Below are 26,644 nucleotides of genomic sequence, written 5' to 3'. Positions count from 1 at the left end.
CGCAGTGACTGATGTGGCAGGGGTTTCGAAATCCACCGTGGGGACGCTGTATGTGGTCGCTACCCCGATCGGCAACCTGGATGACATGAGCGCCAGGGCCTTGAAGGTATTGGCCGACGTTGCCTTGATCGCCGCCGAAGACACCCGGCATTCGATTCGCCTGCTGCAGCATTTCGGCATCGACACACCCCTGGCGGCCTGCCATGAGCACAACGAGCGTGACGAGGGTGGGCGTTTCATCGGCAAGCTGTTGGCGGGGGAGGATGTGGCGCTGGTTTCCGATGCTGGTACGCCGCTGATTTCCGACCCGGGCTATCACCTGGTGCGCCAGGCCCGCGCCGCAGGGGTCAAGGTGGTGCCGGTGCCCGGTGCCTGCGCGCTGATTGCCGCGCTGTCCGCTGCTGGCATGCCTTCGGACCGGTTCATCTTCGAAGGTTTCCTGCCGGCCAAGGCCGCAGGCCGTCGTGCGCGCCTGGAGCAGGTCAAGGAAGAGCCGCGCACGCTGATCTTCTACGAGGCGCCACACCGTATCCTCGAATGCCTGGAGGACATGGAGCTGGTCTTCGGTACCGAGCGCCCGGCGTTGCTGGCCCGTGAGCTGACCAAGGCCTTCGAGACCCTCAAGGGCCTGCCGCTGGGTGAGCTGCGCGCATTCGTCGCAGGCGACAGCAACCAGCAGCGCGGTGAGTGCGTGGTGCTGGTCGGTGGCTGGAGCGCGCCGGAAGGCGAGGAGGGCGTCAGCGCCGACGCGCAACGCGTGCTGGACTTGCTGCTGGCGGAATTGCCACTCAAGCGTGCGGCGGCCTTGGCGGCTGAAATTACCGGTGTGCGCAAGAACGTGTTGTATCAACTGGCCCTGGAAAAGCAGAAACTTCAGTAGTGGCACTTTGATATAATTTGCACTGTCGCTTGTTCTTGGGCGCGGCTGCCGTTAACCTTGTCGGCGGAGAGTCGATCGGACAGTCGCTGCCTTCTTTTGTTCCGCAAAGGAAGGGGGAGGAAAGTCCGGGCTCCATAGGGCAGAGTGCCAGGTAACGCCTGGGAGGCGCGAGCCTACGGAAAGTGCCACAGAAAATAACCGCCTAAGCACTTCGGTGCCGGTAAGGGTGAAAAGGTGCGGTAAGAGCGCACCGCACGGCTGGCAACAGTTCGTGGCTAGGTAAACCCCACTCGGAGCAAGACCAAATAGGGTTCCATTAGGCGTGGCCCGCGTCGGAACCGGGTAGGTTGCTAGAGGCGTCCAGTGATGGCCGTCGTAGAGGAATGACTGTCCTCGACAAAACCCGGCTTACAGATCGACTCTCCACCTCCCTCCCTCCTGCTTGATCGATAGCAGATCCCCCTCTGGTAATACCGAAAAAATCTTACTCTTAATAAATCACTTTAACTTCGAACTGCATGTGTTTGCGTCGGTTTGATTTTTCACGTGTTTTTCATCCTCCGGTATTCCTTCCACCTTCCTATATCGCGCTAAATCTCGGTCCTGTAAGGGTTTTCCTTATGAACGTGCCTTGACGGTGCAGCGGACGGATTCCTATAGTGTGCGCAAGTGGCAGAAAGTGGGATGAAGTGGGTTTTCTGGCACAAAAAAGCTAACATTGTGGGGAATCGCAGCCGTGTTCCGCGGAGCCAACGCCGTCAGCCTCGATGCAAAAGGCCGTCTCGCCATGCCGAGCCGGTACCGTGACGAGCTCGATTCGCGTTGCAATGGTCAGCTGATCGTGACCATCGACGCCGTTGACCCCTGCTTGTGTGTGTATCCCCTCGATGAGTGGGAACAGATTGAAGCCAAGTTGCGTGCCTTGCCGTCGTTGCGTGAGGAAAACCGCCGCCTGCAGCGTTTGCTGATCGGCAATGCGGTTGACCTGGAGCTCGATGGCAGTGGTCGTTTCCTGGTACCGCCCCGCCTGCGTGAGTACGCCAAGCTGGACAAGAAGGCGATGCTGGTGGGGCAGCTGAACAAATTCCAGCTGTGGGATGAGGATGCCTGGAACGTGGTTTCGGCAGCCGACCTTGCAGCTATCCAACAACCGGGCGCCATGCCCGACGATTTGCGTGACCTGATCCTGTGACCATAGATAGCGGCTTCAACCACATTACCGTCCTGCTCGACGAAGCTGTCGAGGCATTGGCCCTGCGCGCCGACGGTTGCTATCTGGACGGCACCTTCGGCCGAGGCGGGCACAGCCGCCTGATCCTCAGCAAGCTCGGGCCGCAAGGGCGGCTGCTGGGCTTCGACAAAGATCCTCAAGCGATTGCCACCGGGCAAGCGCTGGCGGCCGAAGACGGCCGCTTTGTCATTGTGCAGCGCAGCTTTGCCGAGCTGGGCGCCGAAGTGGCCGAGCGCGGCCTGGCCGGCAAGGTCAGCGGCATTCTGCTCGACCTGGGCGTGTCCTCGCCGCAGCTGGATGACCCCGAGCGCGGCTTCAGCTTCCTCAACGATGGCCCGCTGGACATGCGCATGAACCCTGACCAGGGCATCAGCGCCGCCGAGTTCATTGCGACCGCGCCCGTGGAGGAAATCGCCCGGGTATTCAAGGAATACGGCGAAGAGCGCTTTGCCGGGCGCATGGCGCGTGCCGTGGTCGAGCGCCGCGAAAAGCAGCCGTTCACCCGTACCGCCGACCTGGCCGAAGTGCTCAAGGTCGCCAACCCGGCGTGGGAAAAGGGCAAGAACCCGGCTACTCGCGCCTTCCAGGGCCTGCGCATTCATGTCAACAACGAACTGGGCGACCTCGAGGCCGGCCTTGAAGCGGCGCTCGATGCCTTGGAAGTCGGCGGCCGCCTGGCGGTGATCAGCTTCCACTCGCTCGAAGACCGCATCGTCAAGCTGTTCATGCGCAAGCTGGTCAAGGGCGAGGCCGACAACCTGCCACGCAACCTGCCGGTACAGCACAAGGCCTTCGAGCCCAAGATCAAACTCATCGGCAAGGCACAGTTCGCCTCCGAAGCCGAACTCAAGGCCAACCCGCGGTCGCGCAGCGCCGTGATGCGGGTGGCGGAGAAGCTTCGGTGAGCCGGCTCTTTGCCAAACCTTTGCCAGGCGGAAGCTTCCTGATGCTTCTGCTGTTCGTCGCTGTGCTCGTTTCGGCCATCGCGGTGTCCTACAGCGCGCATTGGAATCGTCAACTGCTCAACACCCTTTACGGCGAGTTGAGCGAACGCGACAAGGCCCAGGCCGAGTGGGGCCGGCTGATTCTCGAGCAAAGCACCTGGACCGCCGCCAGCCGCATCGAGAACCTGGCGTCCGAGCAGTTGAAAATGCGCGTGCCGGCGGCTGACGAAGTGCGGATGGTGGCGCCATGATGAAGCTCGAAGGCGCACTCTACCCGTGGCGCTTCCGCGTGGTGATCGGCTTGCTGGCCGTGATGGTGGGTGCCATCTGCTGGCGCATCATCGACCTGCAGGTGGTCGACCGTGACTTCCTCAAGGGCCAGGGCGATGCCCGCAGCCTGCGGCATATCCCGATTCCGGCGCACCGTGGCCTGATCACCGACCGCAACGGCGAGCCCCTGGCCGTCAGTACCCCGGTCACCACCCTGTGGGCCAACCCCAAGGAAATGCAGGCCTCCAAGGACCGCTGGCCGCAGCTCGCCGCCGCGCTGGGGCAGAACGCCCAGCAGCTGACCGAGCGCCTGACCCAGCAAGCCAACAAGGAATTCATCTACCTGGTCCGCGGCCTCACCCCGGAGCAGGGCCAGCACGTGCTCGACCTGAAGATGCCTGGTGTCTATGGCCTCGAGGAATTCCGCCGCTTCTACCCGGCCGGTGACGTCACCGCGCACATGGTCGGCTTCACCGACCTCGACGACCACGGCCGTGAAGGGGTGGAGCTGGCCTACGATGAGTGGCTCGCCGGGGTGCCCGGCAAGCGGCAGGTGATCAAGGACCGGCGCGGCCGGCTGATCAAGGACATCCAGGTGACCAAGAACGCCAAGGCCGGCAAGACCTTGGCGTTGTCCATCGACCTGCGCCTGCAATACCTGGCCACCCGCGAGCTGCGCAACGCCATCGCCGAGCAGGACGCCAAGGCCGGCAGCCTGGTGATCATGGACGTCAAGACCGGTGAAGTCCTGGCCATGGTCAACCAGCCGACCTACAACCCGAACAACCGCCGCAGCATGTTCCCGGCGGCCATGCGCAACCGGGCGATCATCGACGTGTTCGAGCCGGGCTCGACGGTCAAGCCGATTTCCATGAGCGCCGCCCTGCAGAGCGGGCGCTGGAAGCCTACCGACAAGGTCGAGGTGTACCCGGGTAGCCTGCAGATCGGCCGCTACACCATCAAGGACGTGTCCAGAAGCGAAGGCCCGATCCTCGACCTGACCGGCATCCTGATCAACTCCAGTAACGTGGGCATGAGCAAGATCGCCTTCGATATCGGTGGCGAGGCCATCTACCGGGTCATGTCCCAGGTCGGCCTGGGCCAGTACACCGGCCTGGGCTTCCCGGGCGAGCGCGTGGGCAACCTGCCCAACCACCGCGAGTGGCGCAAGGCCGAAACCGCGACCCTGTCCTACGGCTACGGCGTGTCGGTGACCGCCCTGCAACTGGTGCACGCCTACGCGGCACTGGCCAACGACGGCAAGATGGTGCCGCTGTCGATCCTCAAGGTCGACAAGGCGCCGGAAGCGGTGCAGGCGATCCCCAAGGAAACCGCCGAAACCGTGCAAGGCATGCTGCAGCAGGTGATCGAGGCGCCGCGCGGGGTATTCCGTGCCCAGGTGCCGTTCTACCACGTGGCCGGCAAGTCCGGTACCGCGCGCAAGGCCACCGTCGGCTCCAAGGGCTACACCGAAAACGCCTACCGCTCGCTGTTCGCCGGCTTCGGCCCGATGAGCGACCCGCGCTACGCCATCGTCGTGGTCATCGACGAGCCGAGCAAGGGTGGCTACTTCGGTGGCCTGGTATCGGCGCCGGTGTTCAGCAAGGTCATGTCGGGCACCCTGCGGCTGATGAACGTGCCGCCGGACAACCTGCCGCCGACGACCGAACAGCAACAAGTGAATGCAGCACCCGCCAAGGGAGGGCGTGGATGATGACAATGCCATTGAGCAAGCTTTTCGCCCACGCCAGCCGCGATCCGCTGATTCGTGAACTGACTCTGGACAGCCGCGCCGTGCGCCCGGGCGACCTGTTCCTGGCCGTGCCGGGTGCCAAGGTCGATGGCCGTGACCATATCGCCGACGCCCTGGCCCGTGGTGCCGCCGCGGTGGCCTATGAAGAGCAGGGCGCCAGCGTGCTGCCGATCACCGATGCGCCGCTGATTCCGGTCAAGGGCCTGGTTTCGCAGCTTTCGCGCATCGCCGGCAGCTTCTATGGCGAGCCAAGCCGCCAGCTGAACCTGGTGGGCGTGACCGGCACCAACGGCAAGACCAGCGTCACCCAGCTGGTGGCCCAGGCGCTCGATGCGCTTGGCCAGCGTTGCGGCCTGATCGGCACCTTGGGTACCGGTTTCTTCGGTGAGCTGCAGAGCGGCCGCTTGACCACGCCTGACCCGATCGCGGTGCAGTCGACCCTGTACGACCTCAAGAAGGCCGGCGCCAAGGCCGTGGCCATGGAGGTTTCCTCGCATGCCCTGGAGCAAGGGCGGGTCGCTGCGCTGGAATTCGATATCGCGGTGATGACCAACCTGTCCCGCGACCACCTCGACTACCACGGCAGCATGGAGGCCTACGAGGCCGCCAAGGCCAAGCTGTTCGCCTGGCCGAGCCTGCGTTGCCAGGTGGTCAATCTCGATGATGCCTTCGGTCGCCGCCTGGCAGATGACTTCGCCCGCCGGCCGAGTGCCGATCACGTCGAAACCCGCCTGCTCAGCTACAGCCTGGAAAACCCCGACGCCTCGCTGTTCTGCCGCGAAGCTGCGTTCAGTGACGATGGTGTGCGCGCCACGCTGGTGACCGCCCAGGGCGAGCGCACCCTGCGCAGCCAGCTGCTGGGGCGTTTCAACCTGAGCAACGTGCTGGCTGCGGTTGCCACGCTGCTGGCCCTGGACTATTCGCTCGACGAAATCCTCAAGGTCACCCCGCAGCTGCAAGGCCCGGTAGGCCGCATGCAGCGCCTGGGCGGCGGTGACAAGCCATTGGTGGTGGTGGATTACGCCCACACCCCCGATGCCCTGGAAAAGGTACTCGAAGCCTTGCGCCCACATGCCCATGGGCAGCTGCTGTGCCTGTTCGGCTGTGGCGGCGACCGCGATCGCGGCAAGCGCCCGCTGATGGCGCAAGTGGCCGAGCGCCTGGCTGACCGCGTACTGGTCACCGACGACAACCCGCGTACCGAAGACCCGCAAGGCATCTTCGCCGATATTCGCCCTGGTTTCGCCCAGCCTACCGACGTCGAGTTCGTCGCTGGCCGCGGTGAGGCCATTGCCCACCTGATCGCCTCCGCCGGCGCCAACGATGTGATCGTCCTAGCCGGCAAGGGGCACGAGGATTACCAGGAGATCAATGGCGAACGCCATGATTTCTCCGATCTGGTCGAAGCCGAGAAGGCACTTGCAGCCTGGGAGGCTCCACATGCTTGAACCCATGACACTCAGCCAGCTGACCACGGCACTGGGTGCTCGCCAGGTCGGCGCCGATGCCAGCTTCACCGGCGTCAGCATCGACAGCCGCAGCGTGGGTGCCGGGCAGTTGTTCGTCGCCCTCGCGGGGCCACGTTTCGACGGCCATGACTACCTGGCCGACGTGAAAGCCAAGGGCGCGGTCGCCGCGCTGGTCGAGCGCGAGGTCGCAGGCGTCGACCTGCCTCAGCTGGTGGTCGCCGACAGCCGCCTGGCTCTGGGCCAGCTCGGCGCGTTGAACCGCGCTGCGTTCGACAAGCCCGTCGTGGCCATCACCGGCTCCAGTGGCAAGACCACGGTCAAGGAAATGCTCGCCAGCATCCTGCGCACCCGTGGCCTGGTACACGCTACCCGCGGCAACCTGAACAACGACCTCGGTGCTCCGCTGACCCTGCTGGAAATCGCTGCCGAGCACAGCGCCGCAGTGATCGAGCTGGGCGCTTCGCGCATCGGCGAAATCCGCTACACCGTTGGCCTGACCCAGCCGCAGGTGGTCGTCATCAATAACGCCGGCACTGCCCACGTGGGCGAGTTCGGCGGCCCGGAAAAGATCGTCGAAGCCAAGGGCGAAATCCTCGAAGGCCTGGGCGAGGGCGGCATTGCCATTCTCAACCTGGACGACAAGGCCTTCGCCACCTGGAAGGCGCGTGCCGGTATGCACAAGGTCATCAGCTTTGCCCGCAAGGACGTGCGCGCCGACTTCTACGCCACCGGCATCGGTCGCGATGCGCGTGGTTGCCCATCCTTCAGGCTGCATGGCGCCGGGGATTCGGTGGACGTGCAGCTCAACGTGCTGGGCGAGCACAACGTCAGCAACGCCCTGGCCGCCGCTGCCGCCGCCCATGCCGTTGGTCTGAGCCTGAGCGGCATTGCTGCCGGCCTGAACGCGGTGCAGCCGGTCAAGGGCCGTACCGTGGCGCAGATTGCCGCTAACGGTGTGCGGGTGATCGACGACAGCTACAACGCAAATCCCACCTCGATGTGCGCGGCCATTGATATACTCGCCGGCTTTTCCGGGCGCACCGTTCTGGTGCTGGGGGATATCGGCGAGCTGGGCCAATGGGCCGAAGAAGGCCACCGTCAGGTGGGCGACTACGCACGTGGCAAGGTCGACGCCCTGTACGCGGTGGGCACCAACATGGCACATGCGGTCAAGGCGTTCGGCGCCAATGGCCGCCATTTCGCTACTCAAGCTGAGTTGATCGAAGCCGTTCAGGCCGAGACAGCCAGCGACACCACTATCTTGATCAAGGGCTCGCGCAGCGCTGCGATGGAAAACGTCGTGGCGGCTTTGTGCGGTGCCAGCGGGGAGAAACATTAATGCTGCTGCTGTTGGCTGAGTATCTGCAACAGTTCCACAAAGGCTTCGCGGTCTTCCAGTACCTGTCCCTGCGCGGGATCCTCGGTGTACTGACCGCGTTGTCGCTGGCGCTGTGGCTGGGCCCGTGGATGATCCGTACCCTGCAGATCCGCCAGATCGGTCAGGCCGTTCGTAATGACGGCCCGCAATCGCACCTGTCCAAATCCGGCACCCCCACCATGGGCGGTGCCTTGATCCTTTCCGCCATCGGCGTCAGCACCTTGCTGTGGGCCGACCTGAGCAACCGCTACGTCTGGGTGGTGCTGATCGTCACCTTGCTGTTCGGTGCCATCGGCTGGGTCGACGACTACCGCAAGGTGATCGAAAAGAACTCGCGTGGCCTGCCCAGCCGCTGGAAGTACTTCTGGCAGTCGGTATTCGGCCTGGGCGCGGCGGTGTTCCTCTACATGACCGCGCCGACCAGCGTCGAGACCACGCTGATCGTGCCGTTCCTCAAGGACGTCACCATCCCGCTGGGTATCGGCTTCGTCGTGCTGACCTACTTCGTCATCGTCGGTTCGAGCAACGCGGTCAACCTGACCGATGGCCTCGACGGCCTGGCGATCATGCCGACGGTGATGGTCGGCGGTGCCCTGGGCATCTTCTGCTACCTGTCGGGCAACGTGAAATTCGCCGAGTACCTGCTGATCCCCTACGTGCCGGGCTCGGGCGAGCTGGTCGTGTTCTGCGGCGCGCTGATCGGTGCCGGCCTGGGCTTCTTGTGGTTCAACACCTACCCGGCGCAAGTGTTCATGGGTGACGTCGGTGCGCTGGCACTCGGTGCTGCGCTGGGCACCATCGCGGTGATCGTGCGCCAGGAAATCGTCCTGTTCATCATGGGCGGCATCTTCGTCGTGGAAACCCTGTCGGTGGTGATCCAGGTCGCCTCCTTCAAGCTGACCGGCAAGCGCGTGTTCCGCATGGCACCGATCCACCACCACTTTGAACTCAAGGGTTGGCCCGAGCCACGCGTGATCGTCCGCTTCTGGATCATCACCGTGATTCTGGTGCTGATCGGCCTTGCAACCCTGAAACTGAGGTAGACGAGCGTGTCACTGATCGCTTCCGACCAATTCCGCATCGTTGTCGGCCTCGGCAAGAGCGGCATGTCCCTGGTTCGCTTCCTGGCGAGCCGGGGCATTGCCTTTGCGGTCGCCGACACCCGCGAGCAACCGCCGGAACTGGACACCCTGCGCCGTGACTACCCGCAGGTGGAAGTGCGTTGTGGGGAACTGGACGTGGACTTCCTGTGCCGCGCCAGCGAGCTGTACGTGAGCCCCGGCCTGGCCCTGGCCACACCGGCCCTGCAGCAGGCGGCGGCGCGCGGCGTGAAGCTGTCCGGCGATATCGAGCTGTTCGCCCGCCATGCCAAGGCGCCGATCATCGCCATCAGCGGTTCCAACGCCAAGAGCACGGTAACCACCCTGGTCGGCGAGATGGCCGCCCGGGCAGGCAAACGTGTGGCTGTCGGCGGCAACCTGGGCACGCCAGCCCTGGACCTGCTCAGTGATGACGTCGAGCTGTACGTCATGGAGCTGTCGAGCTTCCAGCTGGAAACCACCGATCAGCTCAATGCCGAAGTGGCCACCGTGCTGAACATCAGCGAAGACCACATGGACCGCTACAGCGGGCTGCCGGCCTATCACCTGGCCAAGCACCGGATCTTCCGTGGTGCCCGCCAGGTGGTGGTCAACCGCCAGGACGCGCTGAGCCGGCCGCTGCCGGTGGAAGGCCGCCCATGCTGGACCTTCGGCCTCAATGCGCCGGACTTCAAGGCCTTCGGCCTGCGTGAAGTGGATGGCGAGAAGTACCTGGCCTTCGAATTCCAGAACCTGATGCCGGCGCGTGAGCTGAAGATCCGCGGCGCGCACAACCAGAGCAACGCCCTGGCCGCCCTGGCCCTGGGCCATGCCGCTGGCCTGCCGTTCGAGCCGATGCTGCAGGCGCTGCGCGAATTCGGCGGCCTCGTCCATCGCTGCCAGTGGGTACGTGAGCGCAACGGCGTCAACTGGTACGACGATTCCAAGGCCACCAACGTCGGCGCGGCCCTGGCTGCCATCGAAGGCCTGGGCGCCGACATCGAAGGCAAGCTGGTGCTGATCGCCGGTGGCGACGGCAAGGGCGCCGATTTTGCCGGGCTGCGCGAGCCGGTAGCGCGCTTCTGCCGCGCCGTGGTGCTGATGGGCCGTGATGCCCAGCTCATCGCCGACGCCTTGGGCGATGCCGTGCCTCAGGTGTGGGCCACCAGCCTCGACGATGCTGTGCAGCAATGCGCCGCGCTGGCCCAGCCTGGCGACGCCGTGCTGCTGTCGCCTGCCTGTGCCAGCTTCGACATGTTCAAGAACTACGAAGAACGCGGGCGCCTGTTCGCCCAGGCGGCGGGGGGGCTGGCATGATCTTCGGCATCCTCAAGCCGTATCCGTCGCCGCTGATCAGCGGCCGTGGCATCGACCTCGACTTCCCGCTGCTGGCCGGCTGCCTGGCGCTGCTTGGCCTGGGCCTGGTGATGATCACCTCGGCGTCCTCGGAAGTGGCCGCCGTTCAGTCCGGCAACCCGCTGTACCACATGTTCCGCCACCTGGTGTACGTGTTCCTCGGCCTGGTCGCCTGCGGCGCCACCATGCTGGTGCCGATCGCCACCTGGCAGCGCATGGGCTTCATGATGCTGATCGGCGCCTTCGGCCTGCTGGTGATGGTGCTGGTGCCCGGCATCGGGCGCGAGGTGAACGGCTCGATGCGCTGGATCGGCTTCAGCTTCTTCAACGTGCAGCCTTCGGAAATCGCCAAGGTGTTCGTGGTCATCTACCTGGCCGGCTATCTGGTGCGTCGGCAGACCGAGGTGCGCGAAACCTGGATGGGCTTCTTCAAGCCGTTCATCGTGTTGCTGCCCATGGCCGCCTTGCTGCTGATGGAGCCGGACTTCGGCGCCACCGTGGTGATGATGGGGGCGGCGGCGGCCATGCTGTTCCTGGGTGGGGTGGGGCTGTTCCGCTTCAGCCTGATGGTAGTGCTGGCGGTGCTGGCGGTGTTCGTGCTGGTTCAGGCGCAGCCCTACCGAATGGCGCGTCTGATCACCTTCACCGACCCCTGGTCCGACCAGTTCGGCTCCGGCTACCAGCTGACCCAGGCGCTGATCGCCTTCGGTCGTGGCGAGTGGCTGGGCGTGGGCCTGGGCAACAGCGTGCAGAAGCAGTTCTACCTGCCCGAAGCGCACACCGACTTCGTGTTCTCGGTATTGGCCGAAGAACTGGGCGTGGTCGGTTCGCTGGTGACCATCGCACTGTTCGTCTTCGTCACCGTGCGGGCTCTGTACATCGGCCTGTGGGCCGAGAAGGCCAAGCAGTTCTTCGCCGCCTACATGGCCTTCGGCCTGGCATTTTTGTGGATCGGCCAGTTCCTGATCAACATTGGGGTGAACGTCGGCCTGCTGCCGACCAAGGGCCTGACCCTGCCGTTCCTCAGCTACGGGGGCAGCTCGCTGGTGATCTGCTGTGCCTGCGTGGGCCTGTTGCTGCGCATCGAGTGGGAGAGCCGCACGCACCTGGGCAGCGAAGAGCACGAATTCAAGGAAAGCGATTTTGCCGAGGAGACCAGCCATGGCCGCTGACGGCAAAAATGTCTTGATCATGGCGGGCGGTACCGGCGGCCACGTGTTCCCGGCCCTGGCCTGCGCCCGCGAGTTCCAGGCACGCGGTTACAGCGTGCACTGGCTGGGCACGCCACGTGGCATCGAGAACGAACTGGTGCCCCAGGCCGGCCTGCCGCTGCACCTGATCCAGGTCACCGGCCTGCGCGGCAAGGGCAAGCTGTCGCTGCTCAAGGCGCCGTTCACCCTGGTCAAGGCCGTGCTCCAGGCGCGGCGCATCATTCGCCAGCTCAAGCCGGTCTGCGTGCTGGGCTTCGGCGGTTATGTGACCGGCCCTGGCGGCGTGGCTGCACGGTTGTGCGGGGTGCCGCTGGTGATCCACGAACAGAACGCCCGTGCCGGTACCGCCAATCGGCTGCTGGTGCCGCTGTCGGCGCGAGTCTGCGAAGCTTTCCCGGGCACTTTCGAGGCCAGCGACAAGCTGCGTACCACCGGCAACCCGGTGCGTGCCGAACTGTTCATGGACGCCCAGCGCCCACCCCTGGCCGAGCGCCGTGCGCGCCTGCTGGTCATGGGCGGCAGCCTGGGTGCGGAACCATTGAACAAATTGTTGCCTAAGGCCCTGTCCGAAGTGCCCGCGGGCCTGCGCCCCGAGGTGTTCCACCAGGCCGGCAAGAACCACGCGCCGATCACCGCCGAGCGTTATCAAGAGGCCGGTGTCGAGGCCCAGGTAGAACCGTTCATCAAGGACATGGCCCATGCCTATGGCTGGGCCGACATGGTGGTGTGCCGGGCAGGTGCCCTGACCGTCAGCGAACTCGCCGCGGCGGGCCTGCCTTCGATGCTGGTGCCATTGCCCCATGCGATCGACGACCACCAGACCCACAACGCCCAATATCTGGCTCGGGAAGGCGCCGCCTTCCTCATGCCACAAGCGACAACTGGCGCAGCGCAACTCGCTGAACGCCTGAACGAGGTGCTGATGCAACCCGAGAAACTCAACACCATGGCAGGCACCGCACGGCGCCTGGCCAAACCTGCTGCAACCAGCACCGTGGTCGATATCTGCCTGGAGGTGGCCCATGGTTGAAAGCCAGAAAGCCATGCCCCAGCCGAAGATGGGCCGCATCCGTCGCATCCACTTCGTCGGTATCGGCGGCGTGGGCATGTGCGGCATCGCCGAAGTGCTGCTGAACCTGGGCTATGAAGTGTCCGGTTCCGACCTCAAGGCATCGCCGGTCACCGAGCGGCTGGAGTCGTTCGGCGCCGAGATCTTCGTCGGCCACCGTGCCGAGAACGCAGCCAATGCCGATGTGCTGGTCGTGTCCAGCGCCATCAACCCGGCCAACCCGGAAGTTGCCACCGCCCTGGAGCGGCGCATTCCGGTGGTGCCGCGCGCCGAGATGCTCGCCGAGCTGATGCGCTATCGCCATGGCGTGGCGGTGGCCGGTACCCACGGCAAGACCACCACTACCAGCCTGCTGGCCTCGGTGTTCGCCGCCGGCGGCCTGGACCCGACCTTCGTCATCGGTGGCCGCCTGACCGCAGCCGGCACCAACGCGCAGCTGGGCACCAGCCGCTACCTGATCGCCGAAGCCGATGAGAGCGACGCCAGCTTCCTGCACCTGCAGCCGATGGTTGCCGTCGTCACCAACATCGACGCCGACCACATGGCCACCTACGAAGGTGACTTCAACAAGCTGAAGAAAACCTTCGTCGAATTCCTGCACAACCTGCCGTTCTACGGCCTGGCCGTGATGTGCCTGGACGACCCGGTGGTGCGCGAGATCCTGCCGCAGGTCAAGCGCCCGACCGTCACCTACGGCTTCAGCGAAGAGGCCGACATCCGCGCCATCAACGTGCGCCAGCAAGGCATGCAGACCCACTTCACCGTGCTGCGCCGTGACTGCGAGCCGCTGGACGTGTCGGTGAACATGCCGGGCAACCACAACGTGCTCAATGCCTTGGCCACCATCGCCATCGCCACTGACGAAGGCATCAGCGACGAAGCCATCGTCCAGGGCCTGTCCGGCTTCCAGGGCGTTGGCCGACGCTTCCAGGTCTACGGCGAACTGCCGGTCGAGGGCGGCAGCGTGATGCTGGTCGACGACTACGGCCACCACCCGACCGAAGTGGCCGCGGTGATCAAGGCCGTGCGCGGTGGCTGGCCAAGCCGTCGCCTGGTCATTGTCTACCAGCCGCACCGCTATAGCCGCACCCGCGACCTGTACGACGATTTCGTACAAGTGCTGGGCGATGCCAACGTGCTGCTGCTGATGGAGGTCTACCCGGCCGGCGAAGAGCCGATCCCGGGCGCCGACAGCCGCCAGCTGTGCCACAGCATCCGCCAGCGCGGCAAGCTCGACCCGATCTACATCGAACGTGGCGCCGAGCTGGCGCCGCTGGTGCAGCCGCTGCTGCGCGCCGGCGACATCCTGCTGTGCCAGGGTGCCGGTGACGTCGGTGGCCTGGCCCCGCAACTGATGAAAAGCCCGCTGTTCGCAGGCGCCAAGCAGGAGAAGTCGAAATGACCAGCGCCTACGACAAGCTGCACTCCACCCTCGACGTCAAGGCCTTCGGCCGCGTGGCCGTGCTGTACGGCGGCAAGAGCGCCGAGCGCGAGGTTTCCCTGAAGTCGGGCAAGGCGGTGATCGAGGCGCTGAGCAGCGCCGGTGTCGACGTGGTCGCCATCGATGTGGGCGACGACCTGCTGGCGCGCCTGCAGAGCGAGAAGATCGACCGCGCCTTCATCATCCTCCACGGCCGTGGCGGCGAAGACGGCAGCATGCAGGGCCTGCTCGAGTGCCTGGGCATCCCCTACACCGGCAGCGGCATCCTCGCTTCCGCCCTGGCCATGGACAAGCTGCGCACCAAGCAGGTGTGGCAGAGCCTGGGCATTCCGACCCCGCGCCACGCCGTGCTGGCCAGCGAACAGGATTGTATTGCCGCGGGTGCGGAACTGGGCTTCCCGTTGATCGTCAAACCTGCCCATGAAGGTTCCAGCATCGGCATGGCCAAGGTGAACAGCGTGCAAGAGCTGGTCGCCGCCTGGCAGGATGCCGCCAATTACGATTCGCAGGTTCTGGTCGAACAGTGGATCCACGGCCCGGAGTTCACCATCGCCGTTCTGCGTGGCCAGGTGCTGCCGCCGATCGCCCTGGGCACCCCGCACGTGTTCTACGACTACGACGCCAAGTACATCGCCAATGACACCCAGTACCGCATCCCATGCGGCCTGGACAGTGCCAAGGAGCAGGAACTGATCGCCCTGACCGCGCGCGCCTGTGATGCCATCGGCATCGAAGGCTGGGGCCGGCTGGACGTGATGCAGGACGAGCAGGGCCGGTTCTGGCTGCTCGAAGTCAACACCGCACCGGGCATGACTGATCATAGCCTGGTGCCCATGGCGGCCCGCGCGGCCGGCCTGGACTTCCAGCAACTGGTGCTGGCGATCCTGGCCGACAGCGTCGCGACGCGAGGTTAACCCATCATGCAAGGCGCGATGATACGTCAGCAGCAACCCGTTACCGGCCGTAGCAAGCCGGTGCCGCGCGGTGCCAGCCGACTGGTGGCCGACGAGCCCGTATCGGCGCGCCTGCCGCGGCCGAGCCTGGGCGGCCTCAAGCGCCTGCTGTGGCCGGTGTTGCTGGTGGCCGCAGGCTTTGGCGCCTATGAAGGTGCCATTCGCCTGATGCCCTACGCCGACCGCCCGATCACCAAGATCGACGTGCAGGGCGACCTCAGCTACATCAGCCAGCAGTCGGTGCAGCAGCGCATCGCCCCGTATGTCGCGGCGAGCTTCTTCAGCGTCGACCTCACGGCGATGCGCGCGGAGCTCGAGCAGATGCCGTGGATCGCCCACGCCGAAGTGCGCCGGGTGTGGCCGGACGAGGTGGTGATCCGCCTGGAAGAACAGCTGCCGGTGGCGCGCTGGGGTGATGAAGCCTTGCTCAACAACCAGGGCCAGGCCTTTACCCCGCGCGAGCTGGCCAACTACGAACACCTGCCGCAGCTGGCCGGGCCGCAGCGTGCCCAGCAACAAGTCATGCAGCAGTATCAGGTACTGAGCCAGATGCTGCGCCCCCTGGGCTTTTCCATCGCTCGCCTGGAGCTGCGCGAGCGCGGCAGCTGGTTCCTGACCACCGGTGCCGGCAGCACCGGGCCGGGCATCGAGCTGCTGCTGGGGCGCGACCATCTGGTGGAGAAGATGCGCCGTTTCATTGCCATTTACGACAAGACACTCAAAGAGCAGATCACCAACATCGCCCGCATTGATCTGCGTTATGCCAACGGACTTGCCGTTGGTTGGCGGGAACCGAACGCACCGACGACGGCCCAACCCGCCGTTGCGAAGAATTAGAGAGAGGCAGGACCATGGCAAACGCGCATAGCGGCAAAATGATCGTCGGGCTGGACATCGGCACCTCCAAGGTGGTGGCGCTGGTGGGTGAAGTGGGCGAAGACGGCACCCTGGAGATCGTGGGTATCGGTACCCATCCGTCCCGCGGCCTGAAGAAGGGCGTGGTGGTGAACATCGAGTCGACCGTGCAGTCGATCCAGCGTGCGGTGGAAGAAGCCCAACTGATGGCCGGCTGCCGCATCCACTCGGCGTTCGTCGGCGTGGCCGGCAACCACATCCGCAGCCTGAACTCCCACGGCATCGTCGCCATCCGCGACCGCGAGGTCAGCGTGGCCGACCTCGAGCGCGTGCTCGACGCCGCCCAGGCCGTGGCCATTCCGGCCGACCAGCGCGTGCTGCACACCCTGCCGCAGGACTACGTGATCGACAACCAGGAAGGCGTGCGCGAGCCGCTGGGCATGTCCGGCGTGCGCCTGGAAGCCAAGGTCCACGTGGTCACCTGCGCAGTCAACGCGGCGCAGAACATCGAAAAATGCGTGCGCCGCTGTGGCCTGGAAATCGACGACATCATCCTCGAGCAGCTGGCTTCGGCCTACTCGGTGCTGACCGACGATGAAAAGGAACTGGGCGTGTGCCTGGTGGACATCGGCGGCGGCACCACCGACATCGCCATCTTCACCGAAGGCGCCATCCGCCACACCGCGGTGATCCCGATTGCCGGCGACCAGGTGACCAACGACATCGCCATGGCCCTGCGCACGCCGACCCAGTACGCCGAGGAAATCAAGATCCGCTACGCCTGCGCCCTGGCCAAGCTGGCCGGCGCCGGCGAGACCATCAAGGTGCCGAGCGTGGGTGACCGCCCACCTCGCGAGCTGTCGCGCCAGGCCCTGGCCGAGGTGGTGGAGCCGCGTTACGACGAGCTCTTCACCCTGATCCAGGCCGAGCTGCGCCGCAGCGGCTACGAGGACCTGGTGCCAGCCGGCATCGTCCTCACCGGCGGCACCGCGAAGATGGAAGGCGCCGTGGAACTGGCCGAGGAAATCTTCCACATGCCGGTACGCCTGGGCGTGCCGCACAGCGTTCGGGGGCTCAGCGACGTGGTGCGCAACCCGATCTATTCCACCGGCGTGGGCCTGCTCACCTACGGCCTGCTCAAGCAGTCCGAGGACATGGTCCTGACCGGTAACAGCAACAGCAGCAACAACAGCTATGGCGATGAACCGAAGGCCCCAGTGCTTGAACGCTTCAAGCGCTGGGTCCAGGGCAACTTCTAAGTTTCAAAGCAGTAGTGGTAGGCGCGACAACTAGAGAACTGTAAGGAGAGGGAAAATGTTCGAGCTCGTAGACAACGTCCCGCAAAGCCCGGTCATCAAAGTGATCGGCGTCGGCGGTGGCGGCGGCAACGCCGTCAACCACATGGTGAAGAGCAGCATCGAAGGCGTCGAGTTCATCTGCGCCAACACCGATGCCCAGGCGCTGAAAAACATCGGCGCACGCACCATCCTGCAACTGGGTACCGGCGTGACCAAAGGTCTGGGTGCCGGCGCCAATCCGGAAGTCGGCCGTCAGGCCGCGCTGGAAGACCGTGAGCGCATCGCCGAAGTGCTGCAAGGCACCAACATGGTGTTCATCACCACTGGCATGGGCGGCGGTACCGGTACCGGTGCAGCACCGATCATCGCCGAAGTGGCCAAGGAAATGGGCATCCTCACCGTTGCGGTGGTGACCCGTCCGTTCCCGTTCGAGGGCCGCAAACGTATGCAGATCGCCGATGAAGGCATCCGCATGCTGGCTGAGAGCGTCGACTCGCTCATCACCATCCCCAACGAGAAGCTGCTGACCATCCTGGGCAAGGATGCCAGCCTGCTGTCCGCCTTTGCCAAGGCCGACGATGTACTGGCCGGTGCCGTTCGCGGTATCTCCGACATCATCAAGCGCCCGGGCATGATCAACGTCGACTTCGCCGACGTGCGCACCGTGATGGGCGAAATGGGCATGGCGATGATGGGTACCGGTTGCGCAAGCGGCCCGAACCGCGCGCGCGAAGCCACCGAAGCGGCAATCCGCAACCCGCTGCTCGAAGACGTCAACCTGCAGGGCGCCCGCGGCATCCTGGTGAACATCACCGCAGGTCCTGACCTGTCGCTGGGTGAATACTCCGATGTGGGTAGCATCATCGAAGCCTTCGCCTCCGACCACGCGATGGTCAAGGTCGGCACCGTGATCGACCCCGACATGCGTGACGAGCTGCACGTGACCGTGGTGGCCACTGGCCTGGGCGCGCGCATCGAGAAGCCGGTCAAGGTCGTCGACAACACCCTGCAGACCGCCCAGCAGGCTTACGAGGCCTCCAACCCGGCCCCGGTACGCCAGGAGCAGCCTGCGGTCAACTACCGTGACCTGGAGCGCCCGACCGTGATGCGCAACCAGGCCCACGCAGGTGCCGCAGCGGCAGCTAAACTCAACCCTCAGGATGACCTGGACTACCTGGATATCCCAGCCTTCCTGCGTCGTCAGGCTGATTAATGGAATTTATCAGGGGTATAAGGGTGATTGGTGTTCAGCAAAGGCCGGGTCTGTTATCATCCCCAGCCTTTGTTGATACCTGTTCGCAATTTGCGCTGAAGCGGCCAATGCCATGATTAGACAACGCACCCTGAAGAATACCATCCGTGCCACAGGCGTCGGCCTGCACTCCGGGGAGAAGGTCTACCTGACCCTCAAGCCTGCGCCTGTCGATACCGGCATCGTCTTCCGTCGCGCCGACCTCGACCCTGTGGTCGAAATCCCGGCGCGTGCGGCCAATGTCGGTGAGACCACCATGTCCACCACACTGGTCAACGGTGACGTCAAAGTCGATACGGTCGAGCACCTGCTCTCCGCCATGGCGGGCCTGGGCATCGATAACGCCTACGTCGAGCTCTCCGCCTCGGAAGTGCCGATCATGGATGGCAGCGCCGGTCCCTTCGTATTCCTGATTCAGTCTGCCGGCCTGGAAGAACAGGACGCAGCCAAGAAGTTCATCCGCATCCTGCGTGAAGTGACAGTGGAGGACGGCGACAAGCGCGCTACCTTCCTGCCTTTCGAAGGGTTCAAGGTGAGCTTCGAGATCGACTTCGATCATCCGGTCGTCAGCGGTCGGACCCAGAGTGCCAGCGTCGACTTTTCCAGCACGTCGTTCGTGAAGGAAGTCAGCCGCGCCCGCACCTTTGGTTTCATGCGTGACATCGAGTACCTGCGCAAGCACAACCTTGCGTTGGGTGGCAGTGTCGAGAACGCCATCGTGGTCGATGAAGACGGCGTGCTCAACGAAGACGGCCTTCGCTATGAAGACGAATTCGTCAAGCACAAGATCCTCGACGCCATCGGCGACCTCTACCTGCTGGGCAACAGCCTGATCGGCGAGTTCAAGGGCTACAAGTCCGGGCACGCGCTGAACAACCAGCTGCTGCGCAAGCTCATTGCTGAAACCGATGCCTGGGAAGTGGTCACTTTCGAAGATGCCAGCACGGCACCGATCTCGTACATGCGCCCTGTTGCGGCCGTGTAAGTTCGAACACTCTCTAGTTCATTAAGGCCACCTTCGGGTGGCCTTTTTTATGGCTTGCCCTTGGCGTGGGCGGCCAGGCGCTCGAGTGCTTCGCGCAACTTGGGGTCGGCGATGCCTTCGGCGGTATCGCGAATGCTTTCGGCGGCGTTGTGCGACAGCGCTGTGGTATTGCCGCCGCGCTTGGCCGGCACCAGCGGCGGCTGCACCTTGTACAGGATGCGTTGCAGGTTGCCGAAGGCCTCCAGTGCCTGGAGCTGGCGCATCAGCCGTTTCTGCTGGTAGCGCAGGCGCGTGGCCCAATGCCCGTCGGTGACCACCAGCAACAGGGTGCCATCGCGCCACGAGGCGACGTGGCAATGCTGGCGCGCAGCCGGCTGCAGCTGGCTTTCCAGCAGACGCTGCAGGTGTTCCAGGCGTTCGGCCTGGTTGAGCAGCAGGCGCAGCGGGCGAACCTGGCGCAGCAAGGCGGACGGCGGCTGGGCGGGGGAGGGTTTGAAGGCCATGGAGGTACGCATGAGGTTACAAGATCGCCAGTCTAACACCTCTGTCGTCTGGACCACCGGCAAGACGCAGGCACCTGCAAGACGCATTCTCAATACGTTTCATCATCCCCTGGGTTGAACTCAGGGAAAATGCCCCTATCTTAGAAAAGCCCCGCCTAAAGCGCTGTGCCAGCATCGTGGAAATCCACCACTTTCCTCACCATCGTTTCCGGGTAGAATGCTCGTTCGCATGCGGCCTCAGGGCTGCACGGGCGACTCATGGGGCCGCCCTCCATCCCTACGTGTGGAAGATCCTGCCGATATGTTTGCGCCTTTGTTAAAGAAACTTTTTGGAAGCAAGAACGAGCGTGAAGTCAAACGCATGCTCAAGACGGTGAACATCGTCAATGCCTTCGAAGAGAAAATGGTCGCCCTCTCCGATGAGCAACTGCGCGCCAAGACCGCAGAGTTCAAGGAGCGCCTGGCCAAAGGCGAGACACTGGACCAACTGCTGCCCGAAGCCTTCGCCGTGGCCCGCGAGGCCGGCAAGCGCGTGATGGGCATGCGCCACTTCGACGTGCAGCTGATCGGCGGCATGACCCTGCACGAGGGCATGATCGCAGAAATGCGTACCGGTGAAGGCAAGACCTTGGTCGGTACCCTGGCCGTCTACCTCAACGCGCTGTCCGGCAAAGGCGTGCACGTGGTCACGGTCAACGACTACCTGGCCCGTCGTGACGCCAACTGGATGCGCCCGCTGTACGAATTCCTCGGCCTGTCCGTGGGTATCGTCTCGGCCTTCCAGCCGCCGGAAGAAAAGCGCGCCGCCTATGCCGCCGACATCACCTACGGCACCAACAACGAATTCGGCTTCGACTACCTGCGCGACAACATGGCGTTCAGCCAGGAAGAGAAGTTCCAGCGCGACCTGAACTTCGCCGTGATCGACGAAGTCGACTCGATCCTCATCGACGAAGCCCGTACCCCGCTGATCATTTCCGGCCAGGCCGAAGACAGCTCCAAGCTGTACATCGAGATCAACCGCCTGATCCCGCGCCTGACCCAGCACATCGAAGAAGTCGAAGGCCAGGTCACCCAGGAAGGCCACTTCACCATCGACGAGAAGAGCCGCCAGGTCGAGCTCAACGAAGCCGGTCACCAGTTCATCGAAGAGATGCTCACCCAGGCCGGCCTGCTGGCCGAAGGCGAGAGCCTCTACTCGGCGCACAACCTGGGCCTGCTGACCCACGTCTACGCTGGCCTGCGTGCGCACAAGCTGTTCCACCGCAACGTCGAGTACATCGTCCAGGACGGCCAGGTCCTGCTGATCGACGAGCACACCGGCCGTACCATGCCGGGCCGTCGCCTGTCCGAGGGCCTGCACCAGGCCATCGAGGCGAAAGAGAACCTGAACATCCAGGCCGAGAGCCAGACCCTGGCGTCGACCACCTTCCAGAACTACTTCCGCCTCTACACCAAGCTGTCCGGCATGACCGGTACCGCCGACACCGAAGCGTTCGAGTTCCAGTCGATCTACGGCCTCAACGTGATGGTCATCCCGCCGAACAAGCCGCTGGCGCGCAAGGACTTCAACGACCTGGTGTACCTGACCGCCGACGAGAAGTACGCCGCGATCATCGCCGACATCAAGGAAAGCATGGCCCTGAGCCGCCCGGTGCTGGTGGGTACGGCGACCATCGAAACCTCCGAGCACATGTCGAACCTGCTGAAGAAGGAAGGTATCGACCACAAGGTGCTCAACGCCAAGTACCACGAGAAGGAAGCCGAGATCATCGCCCAGGCCGGTGCGCCGGGCGCACTGACCATCGCCACCAACATGGCCGGCCGTGGTACCGACATTCTCCTGGGCGGCAACTGGGAAGCCGAAGTGGCGGCCCTGGAAAACCCCAGCGCCGAGCAGATTGCCCAGATCAAGGCCGATTGGCAGAAGCGCCACCAGCAGGTGATCGAGTCGGGCGGCCTGCACGTGATCGCCTCCGAGCGCCACGAGTCGCGCCGTATCGACAACCAGCTGCGTGGCCGTTCCGGCCGTCAGGGCGACCCGGGTTCGAGCCGCTTCTACCTGTCGCTGGAAGACAGCCTGATGCGCATCTTCGCCTCCGACCGGGTGAAGAATTTCATGAAGGCCCTGGGCATGCAGTCCGGCGAGGCCATCGAGCACCGCATGGTCACCAACGCCATCGAAAAGGCGCAGCGCAAGGTCGAAGGCCGCAACTTCGACATCCGCAAGCAGCTGCTCGAATACGACGACGTGGCCAACGAACAGCGCAAGGTGATCTACCACATGCGCAACAGCCTGCTGGCTGCCGAGAACATCGGCGACACCATCGAGGAATTCCGCAAGGAAGTGCTCGACGCCACCATCAGCCAGCACATTCCGCCGCAGTCGCTGCCCGAGCAGTGGGACGTGGCTGGCCTGGAAGCTTCGCTGAACAGCGACTTCGCCATGAAGCTGCCGATCCAGCAGTGGCTCGACGAGGATGACCACCTCTACGAAGAGACCCTGCGCGAGAAGCTGCTCAAGGAAATCACCGACGCCTACACCGAGAAGGAAGACCAGGCCGGTATCGACGCCCTGCGCACCTTCGAGAAGCAGATCCTGCTGCGCGTGCTGGACGACCTGTGGAAAGACCACCTGTCGACCATGGACCACCTGCGCCACGGTATCCACCTGCGTGGCTATGCGCAGAAGAACCCGAAGCAGGAATACAAGCGCGAGTCGTTCACCCTGTTCCAGGAGCTGCTGGAGTCGATCAAGCGCGACACCATCCGCGTGCTCTCGCACGTGCAGGTTCGCCGCGAAGACCCGGCCGAGGAAGAAGCACGCCTGCGCCGCGAAGCCGAAGAACTGGCCAGCCGCATGCAGTTCCAGCACGCCCCGGCGCCGGGCCTGGAAAGCGAGCAGCTGAGCGAGGAGGGTGCTGAAGTGGCCGTGGCCGCAGCCCCGGTGCGCAACGAGCAGAAGCTGGGCCGCAACGAGCCGTGCTGGTGTGGTTCGGGCAAGAAATTCAAGCATTGCCATGGTCAAATCGAGTGATCTGACCTGATTGCTGTATCGTGACAAACCTGGGGGCCGCATTGCGGCCCCCTTTTTCCATATTCACCGTATTCTAGGAGCGCTCTAATGGCTGTTGGTCTTGGTCCTTTGCCCACCCTGCACCCGGTTCCGGGTTTTGAACTCGGCATCGCATCCGCGGGCATCAAGCGCCCGGGGCGCAAGGACGTAGTGGTGATGCGCTGTGCCGAAGGCTCCAGCGTTGCCGGCGTGTTCACCCTCAACGCGTTCTGCGCCGCGCCCGTGATCCTCTCCAAGCAGCGCGTGCAGGGCACCGTGCGCTACCTGCTGACCAACACCGGCAACGCCAACGCCGGCACCGGCGCGCCAGGCCTGGCCGCTGCCGAGCGCACCTGCGCCAAGCTGGCCGAGCTTGCCGGCGTACCGGCCGAAGCGGTACTGCCATTCTCCACTGGTGTGATCGGCGAGCCGCTGCCGGTGGAAAAGATCGAAGGCGCCCTGCAGGCTGCGCTGGACGACCTGTCGGAGAACAACTGGGCTGAAGCTGCCACCGGCATCATGACCACCGACACTCTGCCCAAAGGTGCCAGCCGCCAGTTCCAGCACGAAGGCGTGACCGTCACCGTCACCGGCATCAGCAAAGGCGCCGGCATGATTCGCCCGAACATGGCGACCATGCTCGGCTACATCGCCACCGACGCCAAGGTCGCGCCGGCTGTGCTCAAGGACCTGATGCTCGACGGCGCCAACAAGTCGTTCAACCGCATCACCATCGACGGCGACACCTCGACCAACGACTGCTGCATGCTGATCGCCACCGGCAAGGCCAACCTGCCGGAAGTCACTGAAGCCAGCGGCGCACTGTTCGACGCGCTGAAAAAGGCGGTGTTCGAGGTGTGCATGGAAGTGGCCCAGGCCATCGTCCGTGACGGCGAAGGCGCCACCAAGTTCGTGACCGTGCAGGTCAACGGCGGCGGCAACCACCAGGAGTGCCTGGACGTCGGTTACGCCGTGGCCCACTCGCCGCTGATCAAGACCGCGCTGTTCGCCTCCGACCCGAACTGGGGCCGTATCCTCGCGGCCGTGGGCCGTGCCGGCGTGCCGGAGCTGGATGTCAGCCTGATCGATGTGTACCTGGACAACGTCTGCATCGCCAGCCAAGGCGGGCGCAGCCCGAGCTACACCGAGGCGCAAGGCTCGGCAGTGATGGCCCAGGAAGAGATCACCATCCGCATCGAGCTGGGCCGTGGCCAGTGCAGCGAAACCATCTGGACCACTGACCTGTCCCACGAGTACGTGAAGATCAACGCCGAATACCGTACCTGATTCAACGGCCTCATCGCCGGCAAGCCGGCTCCCACAACAGCACCGCAAAACCTGTGGGAGCCGGCTTGCCGGCGATGCTCAGCCGCAAAATTTCAAAGAAGTGGAGCCGACCCATGAGCTATCACCTGATCATCGGCGACAAGCTGTATTCCTCCTGGTCGCTACGCGGCGCCCTGGCCCTCGAGCTGGCTGGCGTGCCCTACGAAGAAACCCTGATCAAGCTGAACCAGCCCGACACCCGCCTACGCCTTCTCGCCTTCTCCGCCACCGGCAAGGTGCCGTTGCTCAAGACCGAGCACGGCGTGATCGCCGACTCGCTGGCCATCGCCGAATACCTCAACGAACAGCACCCCCAGGCGCAGCTCTGGCCGGCGGATACAGCCGCCCGTGCCCAGGCCCGTTCGGCCTGCGCGCAGATGCACAGTGGCTTCTTCGCCCTGCGCGGGGCGATGCCGTTCGACCTGTCGCGCGACGAAGCGCTGGAGGCAATCCCGTTGGAGGTGCAGGTCGACATCGACCGTATCGTCGCGCTGTGGTCCGAATGCCGCTTGGTGGCCAAGGACAGCGGGCCGTTCCTGTTCGGCAAGCCGACCCTGGCCGACGCCTTCTTCGCCCCGGTGGCCGTGCGCTTGCGTGGCTACCGCGTGGACGTGCCGGCAGCGGCGGCAACTTATATCGAGACCATTTACCAGTGGCCGGCCTTCAAGGCCTGGCAGCAAGCTGGGCTGGCGGAGCGTGAAGGGTGAAACGCATTCATGTAGTAGCTGCCGTGATTCGCGGCACCGATGGCCGGATCCTGATAGCCCGGCGCGCCGATAGCCAACACCAGGGCGGCCTGTGGGAATTCCCCGGCGGCAAGGTGGAGCAGGGCGAGAGCGTCGAAGCCGCGCTGGCCCGTGAGCTGCGCGAAGAACTGGGCATCGAGGTGACCCGCTCGCGGGCGCTGATCAAGGTCAGCCACGACTACCCGGACAAGCAGGTGCTGCTGGACGTGCGCGAAGTCCAGGCATTTTCCGGCGAGCCCCACGGCGCCGAGGGCCAGCCGTTGGCCTGGGCCGCCCCGCGGGAGCTGGCGCAATACGACTTCCCCGAGGCCAACAAGCCGATCGTCGCGGCGGCGCGCCTGCCGGACCAGTACCTGATTACCCCGGACGGCCTGGAAGTGCCCGAGATGCTCAAGGGCATCCAGCGTGCGGTGGCCTCAGGCGTGCGCCTGATCCAGCTGCGCGCACCGGACATGTACGACCCCAAGTACCGCGACGTGGCGGTGGATGCGGTCGGCCTGTGTGCGGGCAAGGCGCAGTTGATGCTCAAGGGGCCATTGGAATGGCTGGGCGACTTCCCGGCGGCTGGCTGGCACCTGACTGCGGCGCAACTGCGCAAGTACGCCGCCAAGGGCCGGCCATTCCCGAAAGAACGCTGGCTGGCGGCGTCGTGCCACAGTGCCGAGGAACTGGCGTTGGCCGAGCAGATGGGGGTGGATTTCGTCACCTTGTCGCCGGTACAGCCGACCCAGACCCATCCCGAGGCGCAGCCGCTGGGTTGGGATGAGGCGCAGCGGCTGATTGCCGGGTTTACCCACCCTGTGTTCTTGCTCGGTGGCGTTGGGCCGTGCGACCGGGAAAAGGCCTGGGAGGCCGGGGCTCAAGGGGTTGCCGGGATTCGGGCGTTCTGGCCTGAGGCCTGAGCAACTGGGGCCGCTGTGCGGCCCAATCGCCGGCAAGCCGGCTCCCACAGGTCATGTGCTGAACCTTAACCTGTGGGAGCCGGCTTGCCGGCGATTGGGCTGCAAAGCAGCCCCCGCTATTTCAACCCTGCGGTTTTTGCGCAGGCTGCCAAAGCACCTCAGCCACCCCCTGCCGCCGCCCGATGATCCGCGCTGCCACGAACAACAGATCGGACAGCCGATTGATATACGCCAACCCCACCCCCTCCAGCGGCTCCACGGCATTCAACTGCTGACACCGGCGCTCGGCACTGCGCGCCAGGCTGCGGCAAACATGGGCCTGGGCAATCAATGCCGAACCACTGGGCAGGATGAAGTTCTTCAGCGGCCCCAGCTCCTCGTTCCACACATCGATGGCCGCTTCCAGGCGCTCCACCTCTGCCTGGTTCAAGGCCTGGTAGCTGGGCATGGCCAGCTCCCCACCCAGGTCGAACAGGCGGTGCTGGCAAGGCGCCAGAACCGCACTCAGCTCATCCAGCCCCTGCTCGGCCAGCCCGGCGAGCAATAGCCCGAGCTGGCTGTTGAGGCTGTCCACCTCGCCGATCGCTTCGATCCGCGGATGGTCCTTGGGCACCCGGCGGCCGTCGCCCAGGCCGGTTTCGCCCTTGTCGCCGGTGCGGGTGTAGATCTTCGACAGGCGATAGCCCAT

Annotated in this window: 23 protein-coding genes and 1 other RNA gene; 22 read left to right on the top strand and 2 right to left on the bottom strand. The window is 64.6% G+C overall.

The genetic code is table 11. The annotated features are described in order from the left end of the window. Nucleotides 1-4 precede the first annotated feature (4 nt). The 18 genes from rsmI (at nt 5) to lpxC (ending at nt 19,424) form a co-directional block, all read left to right on the top strand. Nucleotides 5-880 carry a 16S rRNA (cytidine(1402)-2'-O)-methyltransferase gene (rsmI, locus tag ACIPG5_RS13215; protein WP_176512380.1) on the top strand — a complete coding sequence of 292 codons (876 nt, stop codon included), beginning with the start codon at nt 5-7 and terminating at the stop codon, nt 878-880. 67 nt (nt 881-947) lie between these two features. Next, nucleotides 948-1,307: RNase P RNA component class A (rnpB, locus tag ACIPG5_RS13210), an RNA gene on the top strand. A 309-nt stretch (nt 1,308-1,616) separates the two neighbouring features. Beyond that, a complete protein-coding gene (gene mraZ, locus ACIPG5_RS13205; RefSeq protein WP_016395508.1) occupies nt 1,617-2,072 on the top strand; it encodes a division/cell wall cluster transcriptional repressor MraZ in 456 nt (151 codons plus the stop codon). Next, a complete protein-coding gene (gene rsmH, locus ACIPG5_RS13200; RefSeq protein ID WP_371871936.1) occupies nt 2,069-3,016 on the top strand; it encodes a 16S rRNA (cytosine(1402)-N(4))-methyltransferase RsmH in 948 nt (315 codons plus the stop codon). The genes mraZ and rsmH overlap by 4 nt, the downstream gene beginning before the upstream one ends. Continuing rightward, a complete protein-coding gene (ftsL, locus tag ACIPG5_RS13195; protein WP_176512381.1) occupies nt 3,013-3,306 on the top strand; it encodes a cell division protein FtsL in 294 nt (97 codons plus the stop codon). Before rsmH ends, ftsL begins: the two co-directional genes overlap by 4 nt. Then, nucleotides 3,306-5,039: a penicillin-binding protein 2 gene (locus tag ACIPG5_RS13190; protein WP_176512966.1), complete on the top strand. Its 1,734-nt coding sequence runs from the start codon at nt 3,306-3,308 to the stop codon at nt 5,037-5,039. Before ftsL ends, ACIPG5_RS13190 begins: the two co-directional genes overlap by 1 nt. After that, a complete protein-coding gene (locus tag ACIPG5_RS13185) occupies nt 5,036-6,526 on the top strand; it encodes a UDP-N-acetylmuramoyl-L-alanyl-D-glutamate--2,6-diaminopimelate ligase (protein ID WP_401375460.1) in 1,491 nt (496 codons plus the stop codon). Before ACIPG5_RS13190 ends, ACIPG5_RS13185 begins: the two co-directional genes overlap by 4 nt. After that, the gene (gene murF / locus ACIPG5_RS13180; RefSeq protein WP_176512386.1) at nt 6,519-7,886 is read left to right on the top strand and encodes a UDP-N-acetylmuramoyl-tripeptide--D-alanyl-D-alanine ligase; all 1,368 of its coding nucleotides are present in this window, start codon (nt 6,519-6,521) and stop codon (nt 7,884-7,886) included. The genes ACIPG5_RS13185 and murF overlap by 8 nt, the downstream gene beginning before the upstream one ends. Further along, a complete protein-coding gene (mraY, locus tag ACIPG5_RS13175) occupies nt 7,886-8,968 on the top strand; it encodes a phospho-N-acetylmuramoyl-pentapeptide-transferase (protein ID WP_401375457.1) in 1,083 nt (360 codons plus the stop codon). The genes murF and mraY overlap by 1 nt, the downstream gene beginning before the upstream one ends. A 6-nt stretch (nt 8,969-8,974) precedes the next feature. Further along, entirely contained in the window at nt 8,975-10,321 is a 1,347-nt protein-coding gene (gene murD / locus ACIPG5_RS13170; RefSeq protein ID WP_401375455.1) for a UDP-N-acetylmuramoyl-L-alanine--D-glutamate ligase, read from the top strand. Continuing rightward, on the top strand, nt 10,318-11,532 hold the full coding sequence (ftsW, locus tag ACIPG5_RS13165; protein WP_371871938.1) for a putative lipid II flippase FtsW: 1,215 nt from the start codon (nt 10,318-10,320) through the stop codon (nt 11,530-11,532). Before murD ends, ftsW begins: the two co-directional genes overlap by 4 nt. Then, nucleotides 11,522-12,601, top strand: coding sequence for an undecaprenyldiphospho-muramoylpentapeptide beta-N-acetylglucosaminyltransferase (gene murG, locus ACIPG5_RS13160; RefSeq protein ID WP_176512391.1), 1,080 nt, complete (start codon nt 11,522-11,524; stop codon nt 12,599-12,601). Before ftsW ends, murG begins: the two co-directional genes overlap by 11 nt. Beyond that, nucleotides 12,594-14,042 (top strand): UDP-N-acetylmuramate--L-alanine ligase, encoded by a 1,449-nt coding sequence (gene murC / locus ACIPG5_RS13155; protein WP_176512392.1) that lies wholly within the window; start codon nt 12,594-12,596, stop codon nt 14,040-14,042. The genes murG and murC overlap by 8 nt, the downstream gene beginning before the upstream one ends. After that, nucleotides 14,039-14,995, top strand: a complete 957-nt coding sequence (locus tag ACIPG5_RS13150) for a D-alanine--D-alanine ligase (RefSeq protein WP_176512394.1) — start codon at nt 14,039-14,041, stop codon at nt 14,993-14,995. Before murC ends, ACIPG5_RS13150 begins: the two co-directional genes overlap by 4 nt. A gap of 6 nt (nt 14,996-15,001) precedes the next feature. After that, nucleotides 15,002-15,871, top strand: coding sequence for a cell division protein FtsQ/DivIB (locus tag ACIPG5_RS13145; protein WP_176512395.1), 870 nt, complete (start codon nt 15,002-15,004; stop codon nt 15,869-15,871). A gap of 14 nt (nt 15,872-15,885) precedes the next feature. Then, nucleotides 15,886-17,148 carry a cell division protein FtsA gene (gene ftsA / locus ACIPG5_RS13140; RefSeq protein ID WP_008097595.1) on the top strand — a complete coding sequence of 421 codons (1,263 nt, stop codon included), beginning with the start codon at nt 15,886-15,888 and terminating at the stop codon, nt 17,146-17,148. 55 nt (nt 17,149-17,203) lie between these two features. Next, nucleotides 17,204-18,400: a cell division protein FtsZ gene (ftsZ, locus tag ACIPG5_RS13135; RefSeq protein ID WP_003251871.1), complete on the top strand. Its 1,197-nt coding sequence runs from the start codon at nt 17,204-17,206 to the stop codon at nt 18,398-18,400. A 112-nt stretch (nt 18,401-18,512) separates the two neighbouring features. After that, nucleotides 18,513-19,424 (top strand): UDP-3-O-acyl-N-acetylglucosamine deacetylase, encoded by a 912-nt coding sequence (lpxC, locus tag ACIPG5_RS13130; protein WP_176512397.1) that lies wholly within the window; start codon nt 18,513-18,515, stop codon nt 19,422-19,424. Nucleotides 19,425-19,471: 47 nt separating this feature from the next. Here the strand turns inward: lpxC and ACIPG5_RS13125 are convergent, their stop codons facing one another. Next, the gene (locus tag ACIPG5_RS13125; protein WP_176512399.1) at nt 19,472-19,927 is read right to left on the bottom strand and encodes a DUF721 domain-containing protein; all 456 of its coding nucleotides are present in this window, start codon (nt 19,925-19,927) and stop codon (nt 19,472-19,474) included. Nucleotides 19,928-20,228: 301 nt separating this feature from the next. Here ACIPG5_RS13125 and secA point away from each other — a divergent pair, with 301 nt between their 5' ends. The 4 genes from secA to ACIPG5_RS13105 all read left to right on the top strand — a co-directional run bounded on the left by secA (nt 20,229) and on the right by ACIPG5_RS13105 (nt 25,956). Next, complete coding sequence (gene secA, locus ACIPG5_RS13120) at nt 20,229-22,964, top strand: preprotein translocase subunit SecA (RefSeq protein WP_176512400.1); 2,736 nt, start codon at nt 20,229-20,231, stop codon at nt 22,962-22,964. Between the two features lie 87 nt (nt 22,965-23,051). Then, entirely contained in the window at nt 23,052-24,269 is a 1,218-nt protein-coding gene (gene argJ / locus ACIPG5_RS13115; RefSeq protein ID WP_176512402.1) for a bifunctional glutamate N-acetyltransferase/amino-acid acetyltransferase ArgJ, read from the top strand. A 113-nt stretch (nt 24,270-24,382) separates the two neighbouring features. Beyond that, entirely contained in the window at nt 24,383-25,015 is a 633-nt protein-coding gene (locus ACIPG5_RS13110; protein ID WP_176512404.1) for a glutathione S-transferase family protein, read from the top strand. Further along, nucleotides 25,012-25,956, top strand: a complete 945-nt coding sequence (locus ACIPG5_RS13105) for a Nudix family hydrolase (RefSeq protein WP_401375447.1) — start codon at nt 25,012-25,014, stop codon at nt 25,954-25,956. Before ACIPG5_RS13110 ends, ACIPG5_RS13105 begins: the two co-directional genes overlap by 4 nt. 121 nt (nt 25,957-26,077) lie before the next feature. Here the strand turns inward: ACIPG5_RS13105 and ACIPG5_RS13100 are convergent, their stop codons facing one another. After that, nucleotides 26,078-26,644, bottom strand: a complete 567-nt coding sequence (locus tag ACIPG5_RS13100; RefSeq protein WP_176512408.1) for a cob(I)yrinic acid a,c-diamide adenosyltransferase — start codon at nt 26,642-26,644, stop codon at nt 26,078-26,080.

This window comes from Pseudomonas sp. NPDC087029, from assembly GCF_044745345.1.
GTDB lineage: Bacteria > Pseudomonadota > Gammaproteobacteria > Pseudomonadales > Pseudomonadaceae > Aquipseudomonas > Aquipseudomonas faucium.
This window is presented reverse-complemented; position numbering and strand designations above follow the sequence as displayed.